Consider the following 16,572-nt stretch of genomic DNA (forward strand, 5'->3'; position numbering starts at 1 on the left):
GGCCACGGGCCGATGTGCCCACCCGCCCACGGCGGCGAGGCTGTCCGGGCCACATCGCAGCCACCGGCTGTCCAGCCACATCGCAGCCACTGGAGGAACAATGACAACCCACGCCCCGCCGGAGACCAGCCACGCCGCGGTCGCCGCGGTCGACCTGGTGAAGGTGTACGGCAGCGGCGACACCGCCGTCCGTGCCCTGGACGGGGTCTCGGTCGGCTTCGGCCGGGCCGAGTTCACCGCCATCATGGGCTCGTCCGGGTCCGGCAAGTCGACGCTCATGCACTGCCTCGCCGGCCTCGACACGGCCACCTCCGGCCGCGTCCTGCTCGGCGGCACGGAGTTGACCGGCCAGTCGGACCGGACGCTGACCCGGGTCCGCCGGGAGCGGATCGGCTTCGTGTTCCAGTCCTTCAACCTGCTGCCGCAGCTCACCGCCGCACAAAACATCACCCTGCCGCTGGACCTCGCCGGCCGTCAGCCCGATGCCGAACTCCTCACGCACCTGGTGCGGATGCTGGGCCTCGGTGACCGGCTCAACCACCGCCCCAGCGAACTCTCCGGCGGCCAGCAGCAGCGGGTCGCGTTGGCCCGCGCCCTGGTGGCCCGACCCGAGGTGGTCTTCGCCGACGAGCCGACCGGCAACCTCGACTCCCGCTCCGGGGCGGAGGTGCTCACCATCCTGCGCGACTCGGTACGCGACCTCGGCCAGACCGTCGTCATGGTCACCCACGACCCGATCGCCGCCGCGTACGCCGACCGGGTGGTGCTGCTCGCCGACGGGCGGGTCGCCGGCGAGATCGACAAGCCGGACCAGGTGTCGGTCACCGACGCGCTGCGTGACCTGGCGGCCCGTCGATGAGGGCGACAGTGCTGCGTACCCAGACGAGCGCCGCGGCCCGGCGGCCCGGCCGGCTGATCCTGACCGGCCTGGCGATCCTGGTCGCCTCCTTCGTCGTCTTCGGCACCGTGCTGGTGCAGCAGATCACCGAGCGGACCGTGCGGGACAACCTCAGTGGCACCCCGGCCGTCACCGACCTGGTGATCGGCAGCGTCGACGTGCCGCCACCCACCGTGACGGACCTGCGGAAGATCCGGGCCGTTCCCGGGGTGGTCGAGGCGGTGCCCCGGGTGGCGACCGGGGTCTCCATCGGCGCGGGGTACCTCAACCTCCAGGCGGATCCGGGGAGCGGCCCGCTGAGCACGGTCCGGGTGATCGAGGGCAGTTATCCGGACCAGCCCGGCGAGATCGCGATCACCCCGCGTACCGCCGAACGGCTCGGGCTCTCGGTCGGCACCACCACCAGCGGTACCGGCGGCGAACTCACCACGCCCGCCCCGCTCACCGTGACCGGTGTGGTGGACGTCGCCGCCGACGCCGGCTACGACGCGTACGCCCCGGAGAGCGCCGTGATCGGCTGGGCGCGCCTGACGGCGGTGGAGCGCGTCGACGTCCGGGTCGGTGCCGGCGCCTCGACGGAGGACGTCCGGCAACGGGTGAGCGCGGCGGTCGCCGGCCAGCCGATCCGCTCCGGCGCCGAGGTGCGCGACGCCGAGGCCAACGCGGCGGCCGAACAGGTCGCGAAACTCTTCGTCCTGGTCGGCATGTTCGTCTCCATCGCGGTCGCCGCGGCGGCGCTGGTGGTCACCTCGACCTTCCGCATCGTCTTCGCCCAGCGGATGCGGCAGCTCGCGCTGCTGCGGGCCGTCGGCGCGAGTCGGGGCACCCTGGTCGGCGCGTTGACCGCCGAGGGCGCCCTGACCGGGTTGGTCGCCGGGGTCGTCGGGGTCGCCGGCGCCCTCACCCTCGGGTACGCGTTGCCGGCGATCCTGCGCGCCACCGGCCACTCGGTCTCCTCGCCGGGCCTGCCCCTGGCGGCGGCGGTCGCGGTGGTGATCGGCGCGGTCGTGATCACCGTGCTGGCCGTGCTGGCACCGGCGCTCTCGGCCGCCCGGGTCTCCCCGTTGGAGGCGCTGCGGACGGCGAGCACCACCGGCGGCCGGCGCGGCATCGGTGTGCTGCGTCTGGTCCTCGGGCTGCTCCTGACCGTCGGCGCGGTCCTGGCGGCGGTCGCCACGATCAGCCAGTTGCCGAAGCCGGAGCAGTCGGACTACGACCCGTCGATGCCACTGCTCCTGCTCGTCGCGTCCGGCGCGCTGGCGTTCTTCGCGCTGGTGGCCCTCGGCCCGCTGCTGGTGCGCCCGGTGCTGGCCGTGGTGGGTTGGCCGCTGCGCCAGCTCGGGCCGCTCGGGCGGATGTCGGTCGGCGGGATCGGCGGGGCGCCGCGCCGAGCCGCCGCGGTCTCCGTCGTGGTCGCGCTGGGCGTGACCCTGATCTCCGGGGTGGTCATCGGCGGCGCGTCGTTGCAGATCCTCGCCGACCGCGAGATGGCGCTGTCGGCGCCGACCGACTTCGAGGTCACCGGCAACGGTGGGACGTTGCCGCCGGACGTGGTGCGCCGGGCCGAGGCGGCGCGCGGCGCGCTGGCCCGGGTGGTGCCGTACCGGATGGTCGGTGACGCCACGCTGCTGCGCGGCGCCGACAAGCTCGGCGACGTCGACCCCGGTTACCCGACCAGCGACCTGGACGTGGCGGCGTTGCCGAGCACCGGCGCGCTGGACGTCGCCCAGGGCACCCTGGCCGATCGGGGTCCCGGCCGGATCGTGCTGAACAGCTGGGTCGCCCGGGACGCGGGTCTGCGGGCCGGCGACACCGTCACGCTCGCCGTCGCCACGGGTCGGGTCGAGGTGCGGGTGGTCGCGGTCCTGCCCGGCGACGGCCCGCTGCACGCGGGCATCCTCGCCGATCCGGCCGACCTGGACCGGATCGGTGTGCCGGCCGCGTACACCGGTCTGCTGGCCGACGCGGCCGGTGCCGGCGAGGACGGCCGCACCACCGGCGTGCGGGCGCTGCGGCAGGCGATCGGGGGCAGCGAAGGGGTGGGCCTCGCGGTGCTCGCCGACGAACGGGACCGCAACGACGCGTTGCTGCGCACCCTGGTCTGGATCGCGGTGGGCCTGGTCGGCCTGACCGTGCTGATCGCCGTCGTCGGCGTGGGCTCCACGACCGCGCTGTCGGTGGTGGAGCGGATCCGCGAGTCCGGGCTGCTCCGCGCGATCGGCCTGTCCCGGACCGGCCTGCGCACGATGCTGACCGTCGAGTCCGGCCTGTACGGGGTGATCGGCGCGACAATCGGCCTGCTGCTCGGCGTCCCGTACGCCTGGTTGACGGTCCAGACCCTCGGGATCGAGGCACCGCTCACCGCGCCGCTGCTACCGCTGGCCGGGCTGTTCGTGGTGCTCGTCGCGCTGACCGCGCTGGCCGGGGTGCTGCCGGCCCGCCGGGCGTCGCGGGTCAGCCCGGTGGTGGCGCTGGGGGCCGACAACTGAGCACCCCGTGGGCCGGCACCGGAACGTGGTGCCGGCCCACGGCGGCCCGCTCAGTTGGGGTTGTTGGCGTGGGTCAGCGTCTCCCAGGCGACGAAGAGGTTGTTGGTTCCGGCCGGACGTTGTTGCAGCGTGAGCGTCTGGGTGTTGGTCATGACGTTGCCCAGCCGGGTGCTCATCGCGTTGAAGCCGACCTCGGTGATCGGTCCCAGGCCTCGGGTGAGGCTGCCGCCGCAGAGCCAGGACGGAGGCGCCTCGCCGAGCTGGTAGCGGGAGTGGAAACCGAGCGCCTGGCGCAACCGCTCACCGACCTGTGGGTACAGGTCCCGTCCCTGGATCCGGGAGGTCTCCGCGACGTGCGAGATGGCGGAGATCCCGTAGCCGGTGTGGACGAAGTCGCGGCACGTCTCCTGCGCGAGGCCGGCGACGAAGGTGGACTGGCCCTGCCAGTAGCCGATGATCTCCGAGCTGGTGTCCAGGCCGCTGCCGGGTGTGGTGTACGGCAGTGCGCCGTCGCTGGGCAGGTAGACGAAGGCCCGGGTGCGGTTGAGGAAGCGGCTGACCGCCGCGTCGTAGGCGCTCCGATCGTCCAGGAAGACCGAGATGCCGACCGCCGCCTCCATCATGGTCAGTTCCCAGTTGCCGTTGCTGTTCGAGCCGTTGCGCACCACCGGCAGGTAGACGTTGCGCAGCATCGTGGCGAAGCGGTTGGCGTTGGGCCAGCTCGTGTACGTGTATTTGATGATCTCGGCGGCCCGGGGCCAGACCGAGGCCGCCCAGCCGGTTTGCAGCGGGGCATTGCTGCCGGTGTGCGCGGTGATCGTGGCCGACCACGCGTCCATGATCTGGATCGACTTCTGCGCGTACCGGGCGTCGCCGGTGACGTACCAGGCGAGCGCGTCGGTGTACGCGGCGATCGCGTCCTCCCGCTCCTCGGTGCAGCCGTTGTTGGGGTTGGAGTAGGAGCCGCACTCGACCACCGAGCGGGGTGCCGGGGTGCGCGACAGCGAGGCGTACCGGCTGCCCATCATCTGGCTGTAGGCCGACGCCCACGGCTGCGCGCCGGCCTGCACCCGACCGCGGACGAAGTCGAGCTGACCCCGGCTGACCAGCACGCCGGGGTGCGTGAAACCACCGGACGGGGGTGGTGTGGTGCCACCGCCGGTGGGCAGCGTCCAGGTCTGGTTGGCGGTGCCGGTGCAACTCCAGATCTGGAGCGGCGTGCCGTCGGCGGCGCTCTGGCCGGTCGCGTCGAGGCACTTGCCGGAGATGGGATTGACCACCTGCCCGGCGGTGGACGACCACTGCTGCGCCCCGGTGCCGTTGCAGTCGTAGATCTGCACCCGGGCGCCGTTGGCGGTGCTGGCGGCGGCGATGTCGAGGCACTTGCCCAGCGCCCGGATCGTGCCGTCGTCGCCGACCGTCCACTGTTGCGCCGTCGAGCCGGTGCAGGTGTAGAGCTGGACCGCCGTGTTGTTCGCTGGGTTCGCGGCGGCCACGTCGACGCACTTGCCGCCGTACCCGGTGATGGCGCCCGTCGCGGCCGCCATCGCGGGTGCGGCGCCGACCGTCAGGCCGGTCGGTACGGCGAGCAGGGCCGCGGCGAGCGCGGAGGTCAGTCTGATGCGGGGGCGGCGGGGCAGGCGCCCGGCCAATCGTCGCGCCATGTGGGGGTCCTTCCGGGGCGGCGAAACAACTGTAAAGTGTGTTAATCATTACAGTCGCACACACGGATATCAATGTCTTCGTCGCCCCACACGCCCTAAGGGTGCATGGACGCACCCTTGAGCACCTTGTCCACCACGGTGCGTGGAGCGTGCAGCGCCACGCCGACCAGGTCGAGCTTGTCCCGGCCGACGGCCTGCACGGCGGCCCGGTTGTCCCGGTCGTTGCCGGTGGCGAACAACTCCGACGTGAAGACCGCCATCCGCAACCCACGGGCCAGGGCGCGCGAGTGCGCGCCGACAAGCGTGGCCCGGTCACCGGCGAAGACCAGCACCGGCTGGCCGAACATCGGCAGGTACGCGGTCCCGTCCGCGTCGCGGTACTCCTCGCCCAGCAGCTCCGGCACGGCGTTCGCGATGCCACTGACCAGAAAGGCCGTGACGTTGAGCCGCTGCCAGCTCGCCAGGTCGTTGCGCAGCAGTACGGCGATCTTGGTGGGGAATCGGATGGGTTCGCTCATGGCGTCGAGCCTGCCCGCCGCGACACCTACCGGTCTTGTACGTTCTTAGCGTGACCACCCGCCCGCCGGGCTCGCACGTCAGCGCGTGGCGACCTGCGGTAGCCGGGGTCGCCGAGGTCTTCCACGCCCATTTCGTGGACCACGCCTACCCGCGGCACATCCACGACGTGTGGACGCTGCTGATCGTCGACGACGGCGCGGTCCGCTTCGACCTCGACCGACACCGGCACGGCGCGCTGCCTACCTCGGTCACCCTGCTGCCGCCGTACGTGCCGCACGACGGCCGCTCCGCCACCGCGAACGGCTTCCGCAAGCGGGTCCTGTACCTCGACACCTCGGCGCTCGGGGCCGAGCTGGTCGGCCGGGCGGTCGACGAGCCGGACCTGGCCGACCCGCGGCTGCGCGACCGGATCGACCACCTGCACCGGGTGCTCGCCGCACCCGGTGACGAATTCGAGGCCGAGAGTCGGCTCGCGCTCATCCTGGACCGGCTGCGCGGGCAGCTCCACAAGCGCACCCCGGTCAGCCTCACACCGCCCGCGGGTGGCCTCGCGGCCCGACTGCGGGAGCTGCTGGACTCCCGGACCGTCGAGGGCGTCACGCTGGGGGAGGCCGCCGAGCTGCTGCACGCCCACCCGACCCACCTGGTCCGCACGTTCACCCACGTGCACGGGGTGCCACCCCACTCGTACCTGACCGGTCGCCGGGTCGAGCTGGCGCGCCGCCTGCTCCTCGCCGGGCAGCGGCCCGCCGCGGTCGCCGTCGCGGCCGGCTTCTTCGACCAGGCGCACCTGACCCGCCACTTCCGGCGGCACCTGGGCGTCAGCCCGGCGCGCTACACCCGGCGACGGACCCGGCGCTCCGGCGAGGGCTGACCGCGATCAGACGAGTTGTCCGCCGATGACGGTGAGCAGCCGCAGTCTCTCGTCGCTGGCCGACCCGGGCACGGCGGTGAAGACCAGCAACGTCTGGGACGCGTCGGGGTCCACCAGGGTCTGACAGTGCAGCTCCAAGGCCCCGACCTCCGGGTGCAGGAAGCGCTTCGGCGGGCAGTAGCCGGCCGGCACCGGGTGCTCCCGCCAGAGCTGGGCGAACTCCGGGCTCCGGGTCAGCAGATCCTCGACGAGGGTGGCGGCCCGCGACCCCCGGCCGTCCCGGGTGTACGAGGCGTGCAGGCTCGCCACGAGCAGGCGGCTCTGCGTGTGGTGGTCCTCCGCCGGGTGCAGCCGCCGTGCCGCCGGGTCGGTGAACCAGCGGTGGTGCGCGCTGCGGGCCAGCCCGGTGTGCCGGGTCTCGTCGCCGAGCAGGGCGATGGCCGGCGCGGTCTGCGCCAGGGTCTCGCCGAGATGGTTCACCACCTGGGCCGGTGTGTCGTGCATCCGGTCGAGGATCCGCATCATTCCCGGGTTGACGTGGTCGGCCCGTACCGTCCGGTGGGGGACGGCGTGGCCGGCGAGTTGGAACAGGTGATCCCGTTCGGCCCGGGAGAGCCGCAGGCCACGGGCCAGGGCGGCGAGCATCTGCTCCGACGGGTGTGGCCCCCGCTGCTGCTCCAACCGGCTGTAGTAGTCGGTGGACATACCGCTCAACGTGGCGACTTCCTCGCGCCGTAGCCCACTGGTGCGCCGACGTGTGCCCCGGGGCAACCCGACGTCCTCGGGCTGAAGGGCCTCGCGGCGGGTGCGCAGGAAGCTGGCGAGCGGGGCGCGGTCCACGGTGTCTCATCCTCCACCCGGTCGGAGTGCTCGGTGCCGGCGGTGCCGGCACATCGGGTGCAACAGGCGCGCAGGGGTGCGATGTTCCGCGAGCGGACGGCCCGGACCACCAGCACGTTCCGGGCCGCCCGGCGGTCGACGGCCAACGCCACGACCCGCAGAGATGCGCTGCCCGGCGCGGGTGGAGGTCGCCTCGCCGACGGTCGCGCCGGGCCCAGGCGTCCGTTCGCCGGCCGGGCCTGTCGCCTGACAGGCCGGTCGCAGATGGATCATGACGACCGAAAGTGTCGTACACCTGTTCTAGGCTCTGTTCATGGTCGAGGAGTTGACGCAGGCAGAGGACGCCTTCGCGGCCTGCTCCGATGCGGCCACCTGGGCACTGCCCGAGGCCGAGCTGATCGCCGCGCTCGACACCGCGCACCGCGTCGAGCAGCGTCTCGCCGCGGTGAAGCTGGCCCTGATTCGCGAGCTCGACGGCCGAGGCGCCGCCGCCACGCAGGGTGCTTCCTCGACCGTGGTCTGGCTCCGCGACCGGTTGCGCCTCACCATCCCGGCCGCCCGTCGCCTCGTCGACCTCGCCGCCGCGCTGGACACCGGCGATCCTGGGGTACGCCACGCACTGGCCGATGGCCAGATCACTGTGGACCAGGCCCGGGTCATCGCCGACGCGGTCGACACCGTGCAGGCCACCGCCGGTCCCGAGGCAGCTGACAAAGCCCTCGGAGTGCTCGTCGAGTGGGCCGGGCAATTCGACCCCACCCTCTTACGCAGACTCAGCACCCGCATCCTCGACCACGTCGCACCCGACATCGCCGACGCCGCCGCCGAAGCGGCTCTGGACGCCGAGGCCCGCCACGCCACCCGCGACCGCCACCTCACGCTCTCCACCCTCACCGACGGTCGCCTGCGACTCACCGGCATCCTCGACACCGAGACCGCCGGGCTGCTCCGCGCCGCCATCGACCCACTCGGCGCACCCTCGGGCCCCGATGACAAGCGTTCTCCCGGGCAACGCCGGCACGACGCCATCGGCAACGTGTGCCGCCTCGCCCTGCGGACCGGCGAGTTGCCCGAGCACGGCGGGGATTCCGCCCAGATCGTCGTCACCACCAGCTACGACGGTTTGACCCGGCAACTGGGCAGCGGCACCCTCGACACCGGCCTGCACCTCACCCCCGAGGCCGTACGCCGACTCGCCTGCGACGCCGCCATCCTCCCCGCCGTCCTCAGCGGAGCCGGCCAACCACTCGACCTCGGGCGGCAACGCCGCCTCATCACCGGCCCCCTCCGGCGAGCACTGGTGCTGCGTGACCGCGGCTGCGCCTTCCCGGGCTGCGACCGCCCACCGCGCTGGTGCGACGCCCACCATATCCACCACTGGGCCGACGGCGGCACCACCAGCCTCACCAACGCCGTCCTGCTCTGCGGCCACCACCACCGGCACCTGCACCACAGCGACTGGACCGTGCGATTGGCAGGCGACGGCCACCCCGAATTCGTCCCACCCGCCTGGCTTGACCCCGCTCAACTCCCTCGGCGCAACCACTACCACCGACGAACGTGAGCACCAGCAGCAGACAACGAGCACGTCGTCCGGCAGGCCGACCGAGCGGCCAGCACAGCACGCTCGCAGTCCACGCGGCCACCGAGGTGAAGAGCGGCGCGCGACGAGGATCCGGCACGGCCCACCGGCCACCGGGGCGGTGCGGGGCGCGCGGCCAGGGTCCGGCACGCCCCGCGCCCGCTCAGCTACTGCGGTCGGTGGATTGATTGATCACCAGGGCACCACACCGGCGTCCTCGAAGAACCCGCCGGTAGGCCCGTTGTCGGGCAGGGTCGCGAGTCGGATCGCGATCGCCGCACCCTGTTGCGGGGTACGGACGCCGCGGAAGCCGTTGAGGTCGGTCGCGACGAAGCCAGGGCAGGCGGCGTTGATCAGGATCTTCGTGCCGCGCAGTTCCTTGGCGTACTGGACGGTGACGGCGTTGAGAAACGTCTTCGACGGCGCGTACGCGACGGCGAGCGGGCCTGTCGCCAACTCGTCGGTGGAGCCGCTCTGCCGGGTGAGGGAGCCGACGCCGCTGGACATGTTCACGATCCGCGGTGACGCCGAGCGACGCAGCAGGGGCAGCATGGCGTTGGTGACGCGGATGACGCCGATCACGTTGGTCTCCACCGCCGTCCGTACGGCCGCGAGGTTGACCGTGGTCGGCTCCTGCGGCACACCGCCGGTGACGCCGGCGTTGTTGACGAGTACGTCGAGACCGCCGGCACGTTTCTCGACCAGCCGGACGGCGGCGGCGACGCTCGCGTCGTCGGTCACGTCCAGTGGCACACCGAACGCGTCGACGCCGGCGAGGCGCAACTTCTCCACCGCGGCTTCTCGGCGCGTGTCGTCCCGCGCACCGACCCCGACGCTCCATCCGAGGGCGCCCAGGCCGGCCGCGATCTCGTACCCGATTCCCTTGTTCGCGCCGGTGACCAGCGCGATCGTCGTTTGGCTCATGCATCCGATCGTGTCCGCGCCCCAGCGGGCCGCCAACACCGCTTGGGTGGGCGTCGATACCTCCCGGGTATCCATCGAGGCCACGCCATAGGCGCCCGAGTGGGACGGGCCGTGCCGTCGGTACCGTTGGGGTATGGAGACGCGTGAGCTGCGGTATTTCGTCGCGGTCGCCGAGGAGTTGCACTTCGGGCGCGCTGCGCGGAGGCTCGGGATCGCGCAGCCGCCACTGTCGCGGGCGATCGCGCAGTTGGAACGGCGGCTCGGGGTGGCGCTGCTGGAACGCACCAGCCGCACCGTCGCGCTGACCGAGGCCGGCTCGGTGCTACTGGTCGAGGGCCGGGCGGCCCTCGACGCGGTCGAGGCCGCCGAGCGCCGTACCCGCCGCGCAGCCCTCGTCGGGGCCGGCCATCCCGGCCTGGTCCTCGTCACGAAGGCTGGAGCGTCCGGCGAGTTGCTGTCGAAGCTGCTTGACGCGTACGCCTCCGAGCCTGGCGCGGTCTCCGTCGACGTGCTGCTGTCCGGGATCGGCGAGCAGGAGCGACTGTTGCGCGACGGGCGGGCGGATGTGGCGCTGCTGCACCGGCCGTTCGACTCGACGGTCGGACTGGACACCGAGGAGTTGAGCACCGAGGGGCAGGTTGTGGTCCTGCCGGCCGGGCACCCCCTCACCGCCCAGGCCCAGGTGCGGATGGCCGACGTCACCGCGCTACCAGACCTGCCGCCGCCCCGCCGCCCCGGCCCCGACGGCACGTACCCGGACGGACCCGGTCCGCAGGTGCGGGACAGCGCGCAGCTGTACCAGCTGATCGCGCTCGGCCGAGCGTCGGCGGTCCTGCCCGAGTCGTGCCGGGCCGACCTGCGCCGCGATCTCGTTGCCGTGCCGGTGCTGGACGCGCCAACCGTGACGACGGTGATCGCGTGGCCGCCGCACAGCCGATCCCTGGCCCTCGCCGGGCTGATCCGGACCGCGATCCGCCTCTAGCTCGCGGTGCTACTCACTGCCCCAGCTCGCGGTGCTACTCGCTGATCGACACCCCGACGTCCGGCCCAAATGGGACGGCCGATCGGATTGCGCCCCCAGGTGGTCACGAAACCCGGCGGCGAACCGTCACAACTGACGGTTAGTCTGCCAGCGCGCGTCGTCGCCCCGGTACGTCGCGCCACGCGCCGACGCAGGCACGCACGTCGCCACCACCCACCATTCGGCGCTCAATCGACTACAGGAGAGTTAGTGACACAGCAATCCGTCGCGACATCGGACAAACTCGACGGCGCGGTGCTCAAGGTGGCAGGCGTCGTCGTCCTCGGCGCGATCATGTCGATCCTCGACGTGACAGTGGTCAGTGTGGCGCTGCCCAAATTCCAGGACGAGTTCGACGCGTCGTACGCACGCGTCGCGTGGACGATGACCGCCTACACCCTCGCGCTCGCCACCGTGATCCCGCTCAGCGGCTGGGCGGCCGACCGGTTCGGCACCAAGCGCCTCTACATGGTGGCGCTGGCCCTGTTCACCATCGGGTCGGGGCTCTGCGCCACGGCCGACACGATCGGCGAGCTGATCGGCTACCGCGTGCTCCAGGGCCTCGGCGGCGGCATGCTCATGCCGCTGGGCATGACCATCATGACCCGCGCGGCGGGACCGCACCGGATCGGCCGACTGATGGCCGTCCTGGGCATCCCGATGCTGCTCGGGCCGATCGGCGGCCCGATCCTCGGCGGCTGGCTGATCGACACCGCCAGTTGGCACTGGATCTTCCTGATCAACCTGCCGATCGGCGTCGTCGGCCTGATCTACGCGCAGATGGCGCTGCCGAAGGACGCCCCCGAGCCGTCCGAGTCGTTCGACTTCGTCGGCATGCTCATGCTCTCGCCGGGCCTGGCGCTCTTCCTCTACGGCGTGTCGTCGCTGCCGGAGGCGGGCACCTTCACCGCGACCAAGGTCTGGGCGCCGATGCTCGTCGGCGGCGCGCTGGTGGTGGCGTTCGTGCTCTACTCGTTCAAGCCCCGGCACCCGTTGCTCGACCTGCGGCTGTTCCGCAACCGCAGCCTGACCATCGCCTCGGTGACGCTGTTCGTGTTCATCATCGCGTTCATGGGCGCCGGCCTGCTGTTCCCGAGCTACTTCCTCCAGGTGCGTGGCGAGACGACGCTGACCGCCGGGCTGTTGATGGCCCCGCAGGGCATCGGCGCGTTGCTCACCATGCCGATCGCCGGCATCCTGGCCGACCGGGTACCGATCGGGCGGACCGTCCCGTTCGCGCTGGCGCTCATCGTCGTCGGGTTCTTCGGCTTCACCCAGGTTGACCCGCAGACCTCGTACCTGCTGCTTGAGGGCTCGCTGTTCGTGATGGGACTGGGCATGGGCGGCACGATGATGCCGATCATGACGTCGGCGTTGCGGACGCTGTCGGCAAACGACGTGGCGCGCGGCTCGACGCTTGTCAACATCCTCCAGCAGATCGGCGGCTCGGTCGGTGCCGCCGTCATGTCGGTGATCCTCACCAACGAGCTGAACGGATCCCGGCCGATCCCCGGCCTGGTGGACGAGAGCGGCAAGCCGATCACCGAGGCCGGGCTGGCCATCGCCTCCCAGCAGCGGCCGGAGCTGCTCCAGCAGATGCCGGTGGACCCGTCGATCATCGAGCGCGGGCTCGACTTCGCCGCCAAGTCGTTCGCCACCACGTTCTGGGTCGGGTTCGCGCTTGTCGTGCTCACGCTCATCCCGGCGGCGTTCCTGCCGCGCCGACGCCAGCCGGCGCAGCTCGACGACCCGCAGGGCGAGCAGGTCAGGACGCCCGTCGTCATCCACTGATGCGACGCGCCCGCCGCGCTCAGCGCCTCCTCCGGAGGTGAGCGCGGCGGGCGCGGCAGTGGCTCAGCGCAACGGGCCGTCGCCGGGTCCGTCCGGGTCCTCGACCACGTGGATCGCGGCCTCCTCGGCGCTTGCCCCGCCCGCGTCGATGCCGGCGTCCCACGCCACCGACTCGGCCTCGTCGTCCTCCCGGACGCCCTCGTCGTAGGCGACGAGGCGGCCCGCGCGGGCCTCGCTCTCGTACCCCCGGCGGGTCAGCTCGTCCTCGTCGTCGCCGCCCTCGGCGTAGGGGTCGACATCCGGCACCTCCTGGGCGAGGTGCTGCGCCACGGACTCGCCCGCCCGCTCCTCGGCCGGCGTGGTGCCGAACCGGTTGGCGGCGGTCCAGTGGTCCTCGGCGACGATGCCGGTGTCGAGGGGGTCGCCGACCCGGTCGTCGTCGAGGGTGTCGGAGGCGTCCAGGACTCCGTCGTCCTCAGCCACGTTCCACTCGTCGACGGAATCCATCCGCTCGGTCTGGCTCACGGCGGTCTCCTCTTCGTCACGGTGCACCAAAGTGCCCAGCCTATGACCGTGCAACGCCGGCGAGCGCCGAGGCCTGCCCGCTGTGACGAACCGACCTCGGCCGCACCGGTTCAGCGCGTGAGCAGCTCGACCACGGCCGCGGTGAACTCCGCCGGCTGCTCGATGTGGGCGAAGTGCCCGCTCTGCTCCAGCAGCACCAGCCGCGAGTCCTTGAGGCCCGCGTGCAGTTCCTCGGCGCGGCGCGGGGGGCAGATGAAGTCGTACGCGCCGACGATCACCACGACGGGCACGGCGATCTCCGCCAGGTTCTCCCGCACGTCGAAGGGCGTCGGGTCCTGTGCGCTCGCCGGGGCCAACGAGATCCGGACGGCGGCCTGGAACGGGGCGAACTCGTCCTGTCGGCCCCAGAAGTCCGCGAAATAGACCGGAAGGGCGGCGCGCAGGGCCGTCGCCAACGACTCGTCGTCGGTGGCGGCGCCGATCTGTCCGAAGGCCGCCGGGACCGCCGCCGCCTCCGGCCGGTCCGGGTGCCGCTGCGGGTACGCGGCCAGCCCAGTCATCGCCTCGGCCCAGAACTCGGCGCCGGTGACGGGTGAGGTGTCGTACAGGGCGAGACCGGCGACCCGGTCCGGGTGGGCGAGCGCGTACCGCTGGACGACGAAACCGCCGTGCGAGTGCCCGAGGAGGTACACCCGGGGTGCGCCGAGGTGCTGGACGACGGCGTCGAGGAACCGGACATACGTGTCGAGACGGTAGTCGGCGGGGTCGTCGAGGCGCCCCGAGGCGCCGGTGCCGACCGGCTCGACGTACACCATCGTGAAGTGTTCTTCCAGGCTCGGCGTCCGCAGGTACGCCCACTCGATGCCGGGGCCGCCGGAGTGCGCCACGCACACCGGGCCGGTGCCGGCGACGTGGTAGACCTGCCGGACGCCGTCGACGAGGAAGGTGTGGGCGCCCGGTGCGAGGGCGCTGACGTCGTGGCTGGTGGAACCCATGAACTATCTCCCGATTCGAGACCCGCCCGGGCGTGTGCCGGCACGGCGACTGGTGCATGACACGGACCAGATGCGTGGGTCGACGGGAAAGTTCGCTCGGTCGGAGACGTTTTTTCAGCGCAGCGCGGGCACGGGGTGGAAGAGGGTGAGGCGGCGTACCCGCCCCTCGCGCAGCACCTGCAGCCACAGCGCCGCGGGCGGACAGTGCTCCGGGTCGTCCGGTGGGCTGATCAGGTCGGTCTCCCAGATCAGCACGTCGCCGCTGGCCACGACATTGCGCAGCCGCTGGCGTACCCCGGCGGTCAGGTCGCGGTTCATGCCGTTGACCGCCAGGTCACGGCCACCGCGCGGGCCACCCGGGACGAGCATCTCGGCGTGCGGCCACCAGTTCTCGCGCACGACCCGGTCGAAGTCGCCGGCCATCGCCGTGGCGATCATGTCGCGACCCTCCCGCCACCGGGACTCGCTCGCCGCGGCGACGTCGGTGTGCGCGGCGTCCGCCGCCGTGCGCAGGCCGCCGGTGAGCGCACGGCGGGCGTGGCTGAGCCGGCTGCGGACGGTGCCGACCGGGATTCCGCACACGGCCGCGATCTGCTCGTACGAGGACGCGTCGCTGAAGTAGCGCAGGAGCGTGACCAGCCGGTCCGGCTCGGACAGGCGCCCGATGGCGTGCCACACCCAGTCGCGCATCGCGCCCCGGTCCAGTGCCTCCTCCGGGGTGGGTGTGTCGGCCGGGCCGGCGAACCACTCCGGCTCGGCGACCGGGACGGCTCTGGGGCCGCGAAGCATCGTCCGACTGTTGTTGCGGACGATGGCGCGCAGCCACGGGCCGACGGCGGCCGGGTCGCGGACGTCGCCGATCCGCCGCAGCGCCACCAGCATCGCGTCCTGCACCGCGTCCTCGGCGTCCGGCCCGTAGCCGAGGACGCTGAGCGCCACGGCCCGCATCTCGGCCTCGTGACGGGCCAGCAGCGCACCGAGCGCCGCCGCGTCGCCCGCCTGCGCGAGCACCACCAGCTCCGTGTCACCCTGTGTCACGCCTACGTCCTCCAGTGCGTCCCATTCGTGGCGGTCTGGGCGGTCTGCTCGGTGCCTGTCGCCCCTCCCAGCCTACGACGCGTGAGGGCGTCAATCTCTGGGCCGGAACCCGGACGGTCGTCCGACGGCGACGGTGGCTGCCGAAAAGTGACGTACGTCGGTCGTAGCGTGGGAGGCATGACTGGACGCGCTCTCGAAGCCCCGCCCTCGTCTGCGGCCGACGTCCGCGTGGGCCTGCGGTGACCGAGCTGAGCTGGGCGCAGGTGTCCGCCCGGCGACTGGCGCGGCACGGGCTCTCGGCACCGGCGGCGTCCGCGCCGGACGCCGACCCGGACGTGGACCGCGTCGCCGACGTGGTGTCCACGATGTGCGGTGCGCACGCCCAGGTCGCCTCGGCCGCCGAACTGTCCGTCGGGCTCCGCGTCCCGGGCGCCACTCGTGCGCTGGTGCGCCAGGCGGTGTGGGGCGACCGGACCCTGGTCAAGACCCGTGGTCCGCGCGGGACGGTGCACCTGCTCGCCGCCGCGGACCTGCCGATGTGGACCGGCGCGCTGAGCGCGATGCCCGCCCCGCCGTGGGAGCAGAACCGTGGGCTGTTGACTGCCGAGCAGACCGAGCAGGTCCTCGCGGCCATCGCCGACGCGTTGGCCGAGGCCGAGCTGACAAGTGCCGAGCTGACCGAGGAGGTCGTTGCCCGCACCGGCTCGTGGGCGGGCGAGCGGGTCATGGAGGCCTTCCAGGACAAGTGGCCCCGGTGGATGGCCGCGATGTCGGCCGCCACCCGGGGCGGAGTGATGTGCCACGGCCCGACCCGGGGACGCGCCACGACCTACACCAGTCCGGCCCGCTGGCTGCCCGGGTTCACGCCGATGCCCGGCCCGGCGGCGCTGGCCGACCTCGTCCGGCGCTATCTGCACGCGTACGGGCCGGCCACTCCCGCCCAGTTCGCCCAGTGGCTGTCGGCGACCGAGCGGTGGGCGACCGGGGTGTTCCGGTCGCTGGACCTGGCCGAGGTCACCGTCGCCGGCACGCGGGCGTGGGTGGCCGCCGGCGACACCGACTTTCCGGACGAACCGCCGTCCGGGTTGCGGTTGCTGCCCTACTTCGACGCGTACGCGGTCGGCTGCCACCCCCGTGAGCGGCTCTTTCCCGGGGCCGCCGCCGAGCGGGCGCTGGCCGGAGGACAGGCCGGCAACTTTCCGGTGCTGCTCGTGGACGGGACGGTCGCCGGGGTGTGGCACCAGCGCCGCTCCGGGCGCACGATCCGCATCACCGTCGAGCCGTTGCGGGCGCTCGGCGCCGCTCGCCGCCGGGCATTGGAGGAGGAGGTCGAGCGGATCGGCCACATTCTGGAAGGCAATCCGTCGTTGACAATCGGAACTGTGGACGTCGGCCCGCACGCCTGAGTCAGG

Annotated in this window: 14 protein-coding genes; 7 read left to right on the forward strand and 7 right to left on the reverse strand. The window is 72.5% G+C overall.

The window, feature by feature from the left end; translation table 11 throughout:
- Positions 1-100 precede the first annotated feature (100 nt).
- Positions 101-859 (forward strand): ABC transporter ATP-binding protein, encoded by a 759-nt coding sequence (locus AB0O48_RS25730; protein WP_357253398.1) that lies wholly within the window; start codon positions 101-103, stop codon positions 857-859.
- Complete coding sequence (locus tag AB0O48_RS25735) at positions 856-3,387, forward strand: ABC transporter permease (protein ID WP_365068817.1); 2,532 nt, start codon at positions 856-858, stop codon at positions 3,385-3,387. Before AB0O48_RS25730 ends, AB0O48_RS25735 begins: the two co-directional genes overlap by 4 nt.
- 50 nt (positions 3,388-3,437) lie before the next feature.
- On the opposite strand, the gene AB0O48_RS25740 is transcribed toward AB0O48_RS25735, so the two are convergent.
- Together AB0O48_RS25740 and AB0O48_RS25745 are read right to left on the reverse strand one after the other, a co-directional pair.
- Positions 3,438-5,051 (reverse strand): ricin-type beta-trefoil lectin domain protein, encoded by a 1,614-nt coding sequence (locus AB0O48_RS25740; RefSeq protein WP_365068819.1) that lies wholly within the window; start codon positions 5,049-5,051, stop codon positions 3,438-3,440.
- Between the two features lie 95 nt (positions 5,052-5,146).
- Positions 5,147-5,569, reverse strand: a complete 423-nt coding sequence (locus AB0O48_RS25745; RefSeq protein WP_357253392.1) for a DUF2000 domain-containing protein — start codon at positions 5,567-5,569, stop codon at positions 5,147-5,149.
- A gap of 50 nt (positions 5,570-5,619) precedes the next feature.
- Here AB0O48_RS25745 and AB0O48_RS25750 point away from each other — a divergent pair, with 50 nt between their 5' ends.
- Positions 5,620-6,444 carry an AraC family transcriptional regulator gene (locus tag AB0O48_RS25750; protein ID WP_357572888.1) on the forward strand — a complete coding sequence of 275 codons (825 nt, stop codon included), beginning with the start codon at positions 5,620-5,622 and terminating at the stop codon, positions 6,442-6,444.
- A 6-nt stretch (positions 6,445-6,450) separates the two neighbouring features.
- Here the strand turns inward: AB0O48_RS25750 and AB0O48_RS25755 are convergent, their stop codons facing one another.
- On the reverse strand, positions 6,451-7,284 hold the full coding sequence (locus AB0O48_RS25755) for a helix-turn-helix transcriptional regulator (RefSeq protein ID WP_365068822.1): 834 nt from the start codon (positions 7,282-7,284) through the stop codon (positions 6,451-6,453).
- A gap of 313 nt (positions 7,285-7,597) precedes the next feature.
- Between AB0O48_RS25755 and AB0O48_RS25760 the strand changes: the two genes are divergently transcribed.
- Positions 7,598-8,848: a DUF222 domain-containing protein gene (locus tag AB0O48_RS25760; protein ID WP_357253386.1), complete on the forward strand. Its 1,251-nt coding sequence runs from the start codon at positions 7,598-7,600 to the stop codon at positions 8,846-8,848.
- Positions 8,849-9,058: 210 nt separating this feature from the next.
- Here AB0O48_RS25760 and AB0O48_RS25765 read toward each other — a convergent pair whose 3' ends face one another.
- Complete coding sequence (locus tag AB0O48_RS25765) at positions 9,059-9,790, reverse strand: SDR family oxidoreductase (RefSeq protein WP_357253384.1); 732 nt, start codon at positions 9,788-9,790, stop codon at positions 9,059-9,061.
- Positions 9,791-9,923: 133 nt separating this feature from the next.
- Between AB0O48_RS25765 and AB0O48_RS25770 the strand changes: the two genes are divergently transcribed.
- Positions 9,924-10,772, forward strand: coding sequence for a LysR family transcriptional regulator (locus AB0O48_RS25770; protein WP_357253382.1), 849 nt, complete (start codon positions 9,924-9,926; stop codon positions 10,770-10,772).
- 249 nt (positions 10,773-11,021) lie between these two features.
- Complete coding sequence (locus AB0O48_RS25775) at positions 11,022-12,602, forward strand: DHA2 family efflux MFS transporter permease subunit (protein ID WP_357572890.1); 1,581 nt, start codon at positions 11,022-11,024, stop codon at positions 12,600-12,602.
- A gap of 63 nt (positions 12,603-12,665) precedes the next feature.
- Here AB0O48_RS25775 and AB0O48_RS25780 read toward each other — a convergent pair whose 3' ends face one another.
- The 3 genes from AB0O48_RS25780 to AB0O48_RS25790 form a co-directional block, all read right to left on the reverse strand.
- Positions 12,666-13,127, reverse strand: a complete 462-nt coding sequence (locus AB0O48_RS25780) for a DUF5709 domain-containing protein (protein WP_357253378.1) — start codon at positions 13,125-13,127, stop codon at positions 12,666-12,668.
- 110 nt (positions 13,128-13,237) lie between these two features.
- Positions 13,238-14,122, reverse strand: a complete 885-nt coding sequence (locus AB0O48_RS25785) for an alpha/beta hydrolase (protein WP_357572891.1) — start codon at positions 14,120-14,122, stop codon at positions 13,238-13,240.
- A 114-nt stretch (positions 14,123-14,236) separates the two neighbouring features.
- Positions 14,237-15,160 carry a sigma-70 family RNA polymerase sigma factor gene (locus AB0O48_RS25790; protein WP_357572892.1) on the reverse strand — a complete coding sequence of 308 codons (924 nt, stop codon included), beginning with the start codon at positions 15,158-15,160 and terminating at the stop codon, positions 14,237-14,239.
- A gap of 239 nt (positions 15,161-15,399) precedes the next feature.
- Between AB0O48_RS25790 and AB0O48_RS25795 the strand changes: the two genes are divergently transcribed.
- Positions 15,400-16,566 carry a winged helix DNA-binding domain-containing protein gene (locus tag AB0O48_RS25795; RefSeq protein ID WP_357572893.1) on the forward strand — a complete coding sequence of 389 codons (1,167 nt, stop codon included), beginning with the start codon at positions 15,400-15,402 and terminating at the stop codon, positions 16,564-16,566.
- Positions 16,567-16,572 lie beyond the last annotated feature (6 nt).

Origin of the sequence: Micromonospora sp. NPDC085948 (assembly GCF_040686315.1) — a bacterium.
In the GTDB taxonomy this organism is placed as follows: Bacteria; Actinomycetota; Actinomycetes; order Mycobacteriales; family Micromonosporaceae; genus Micromonospora.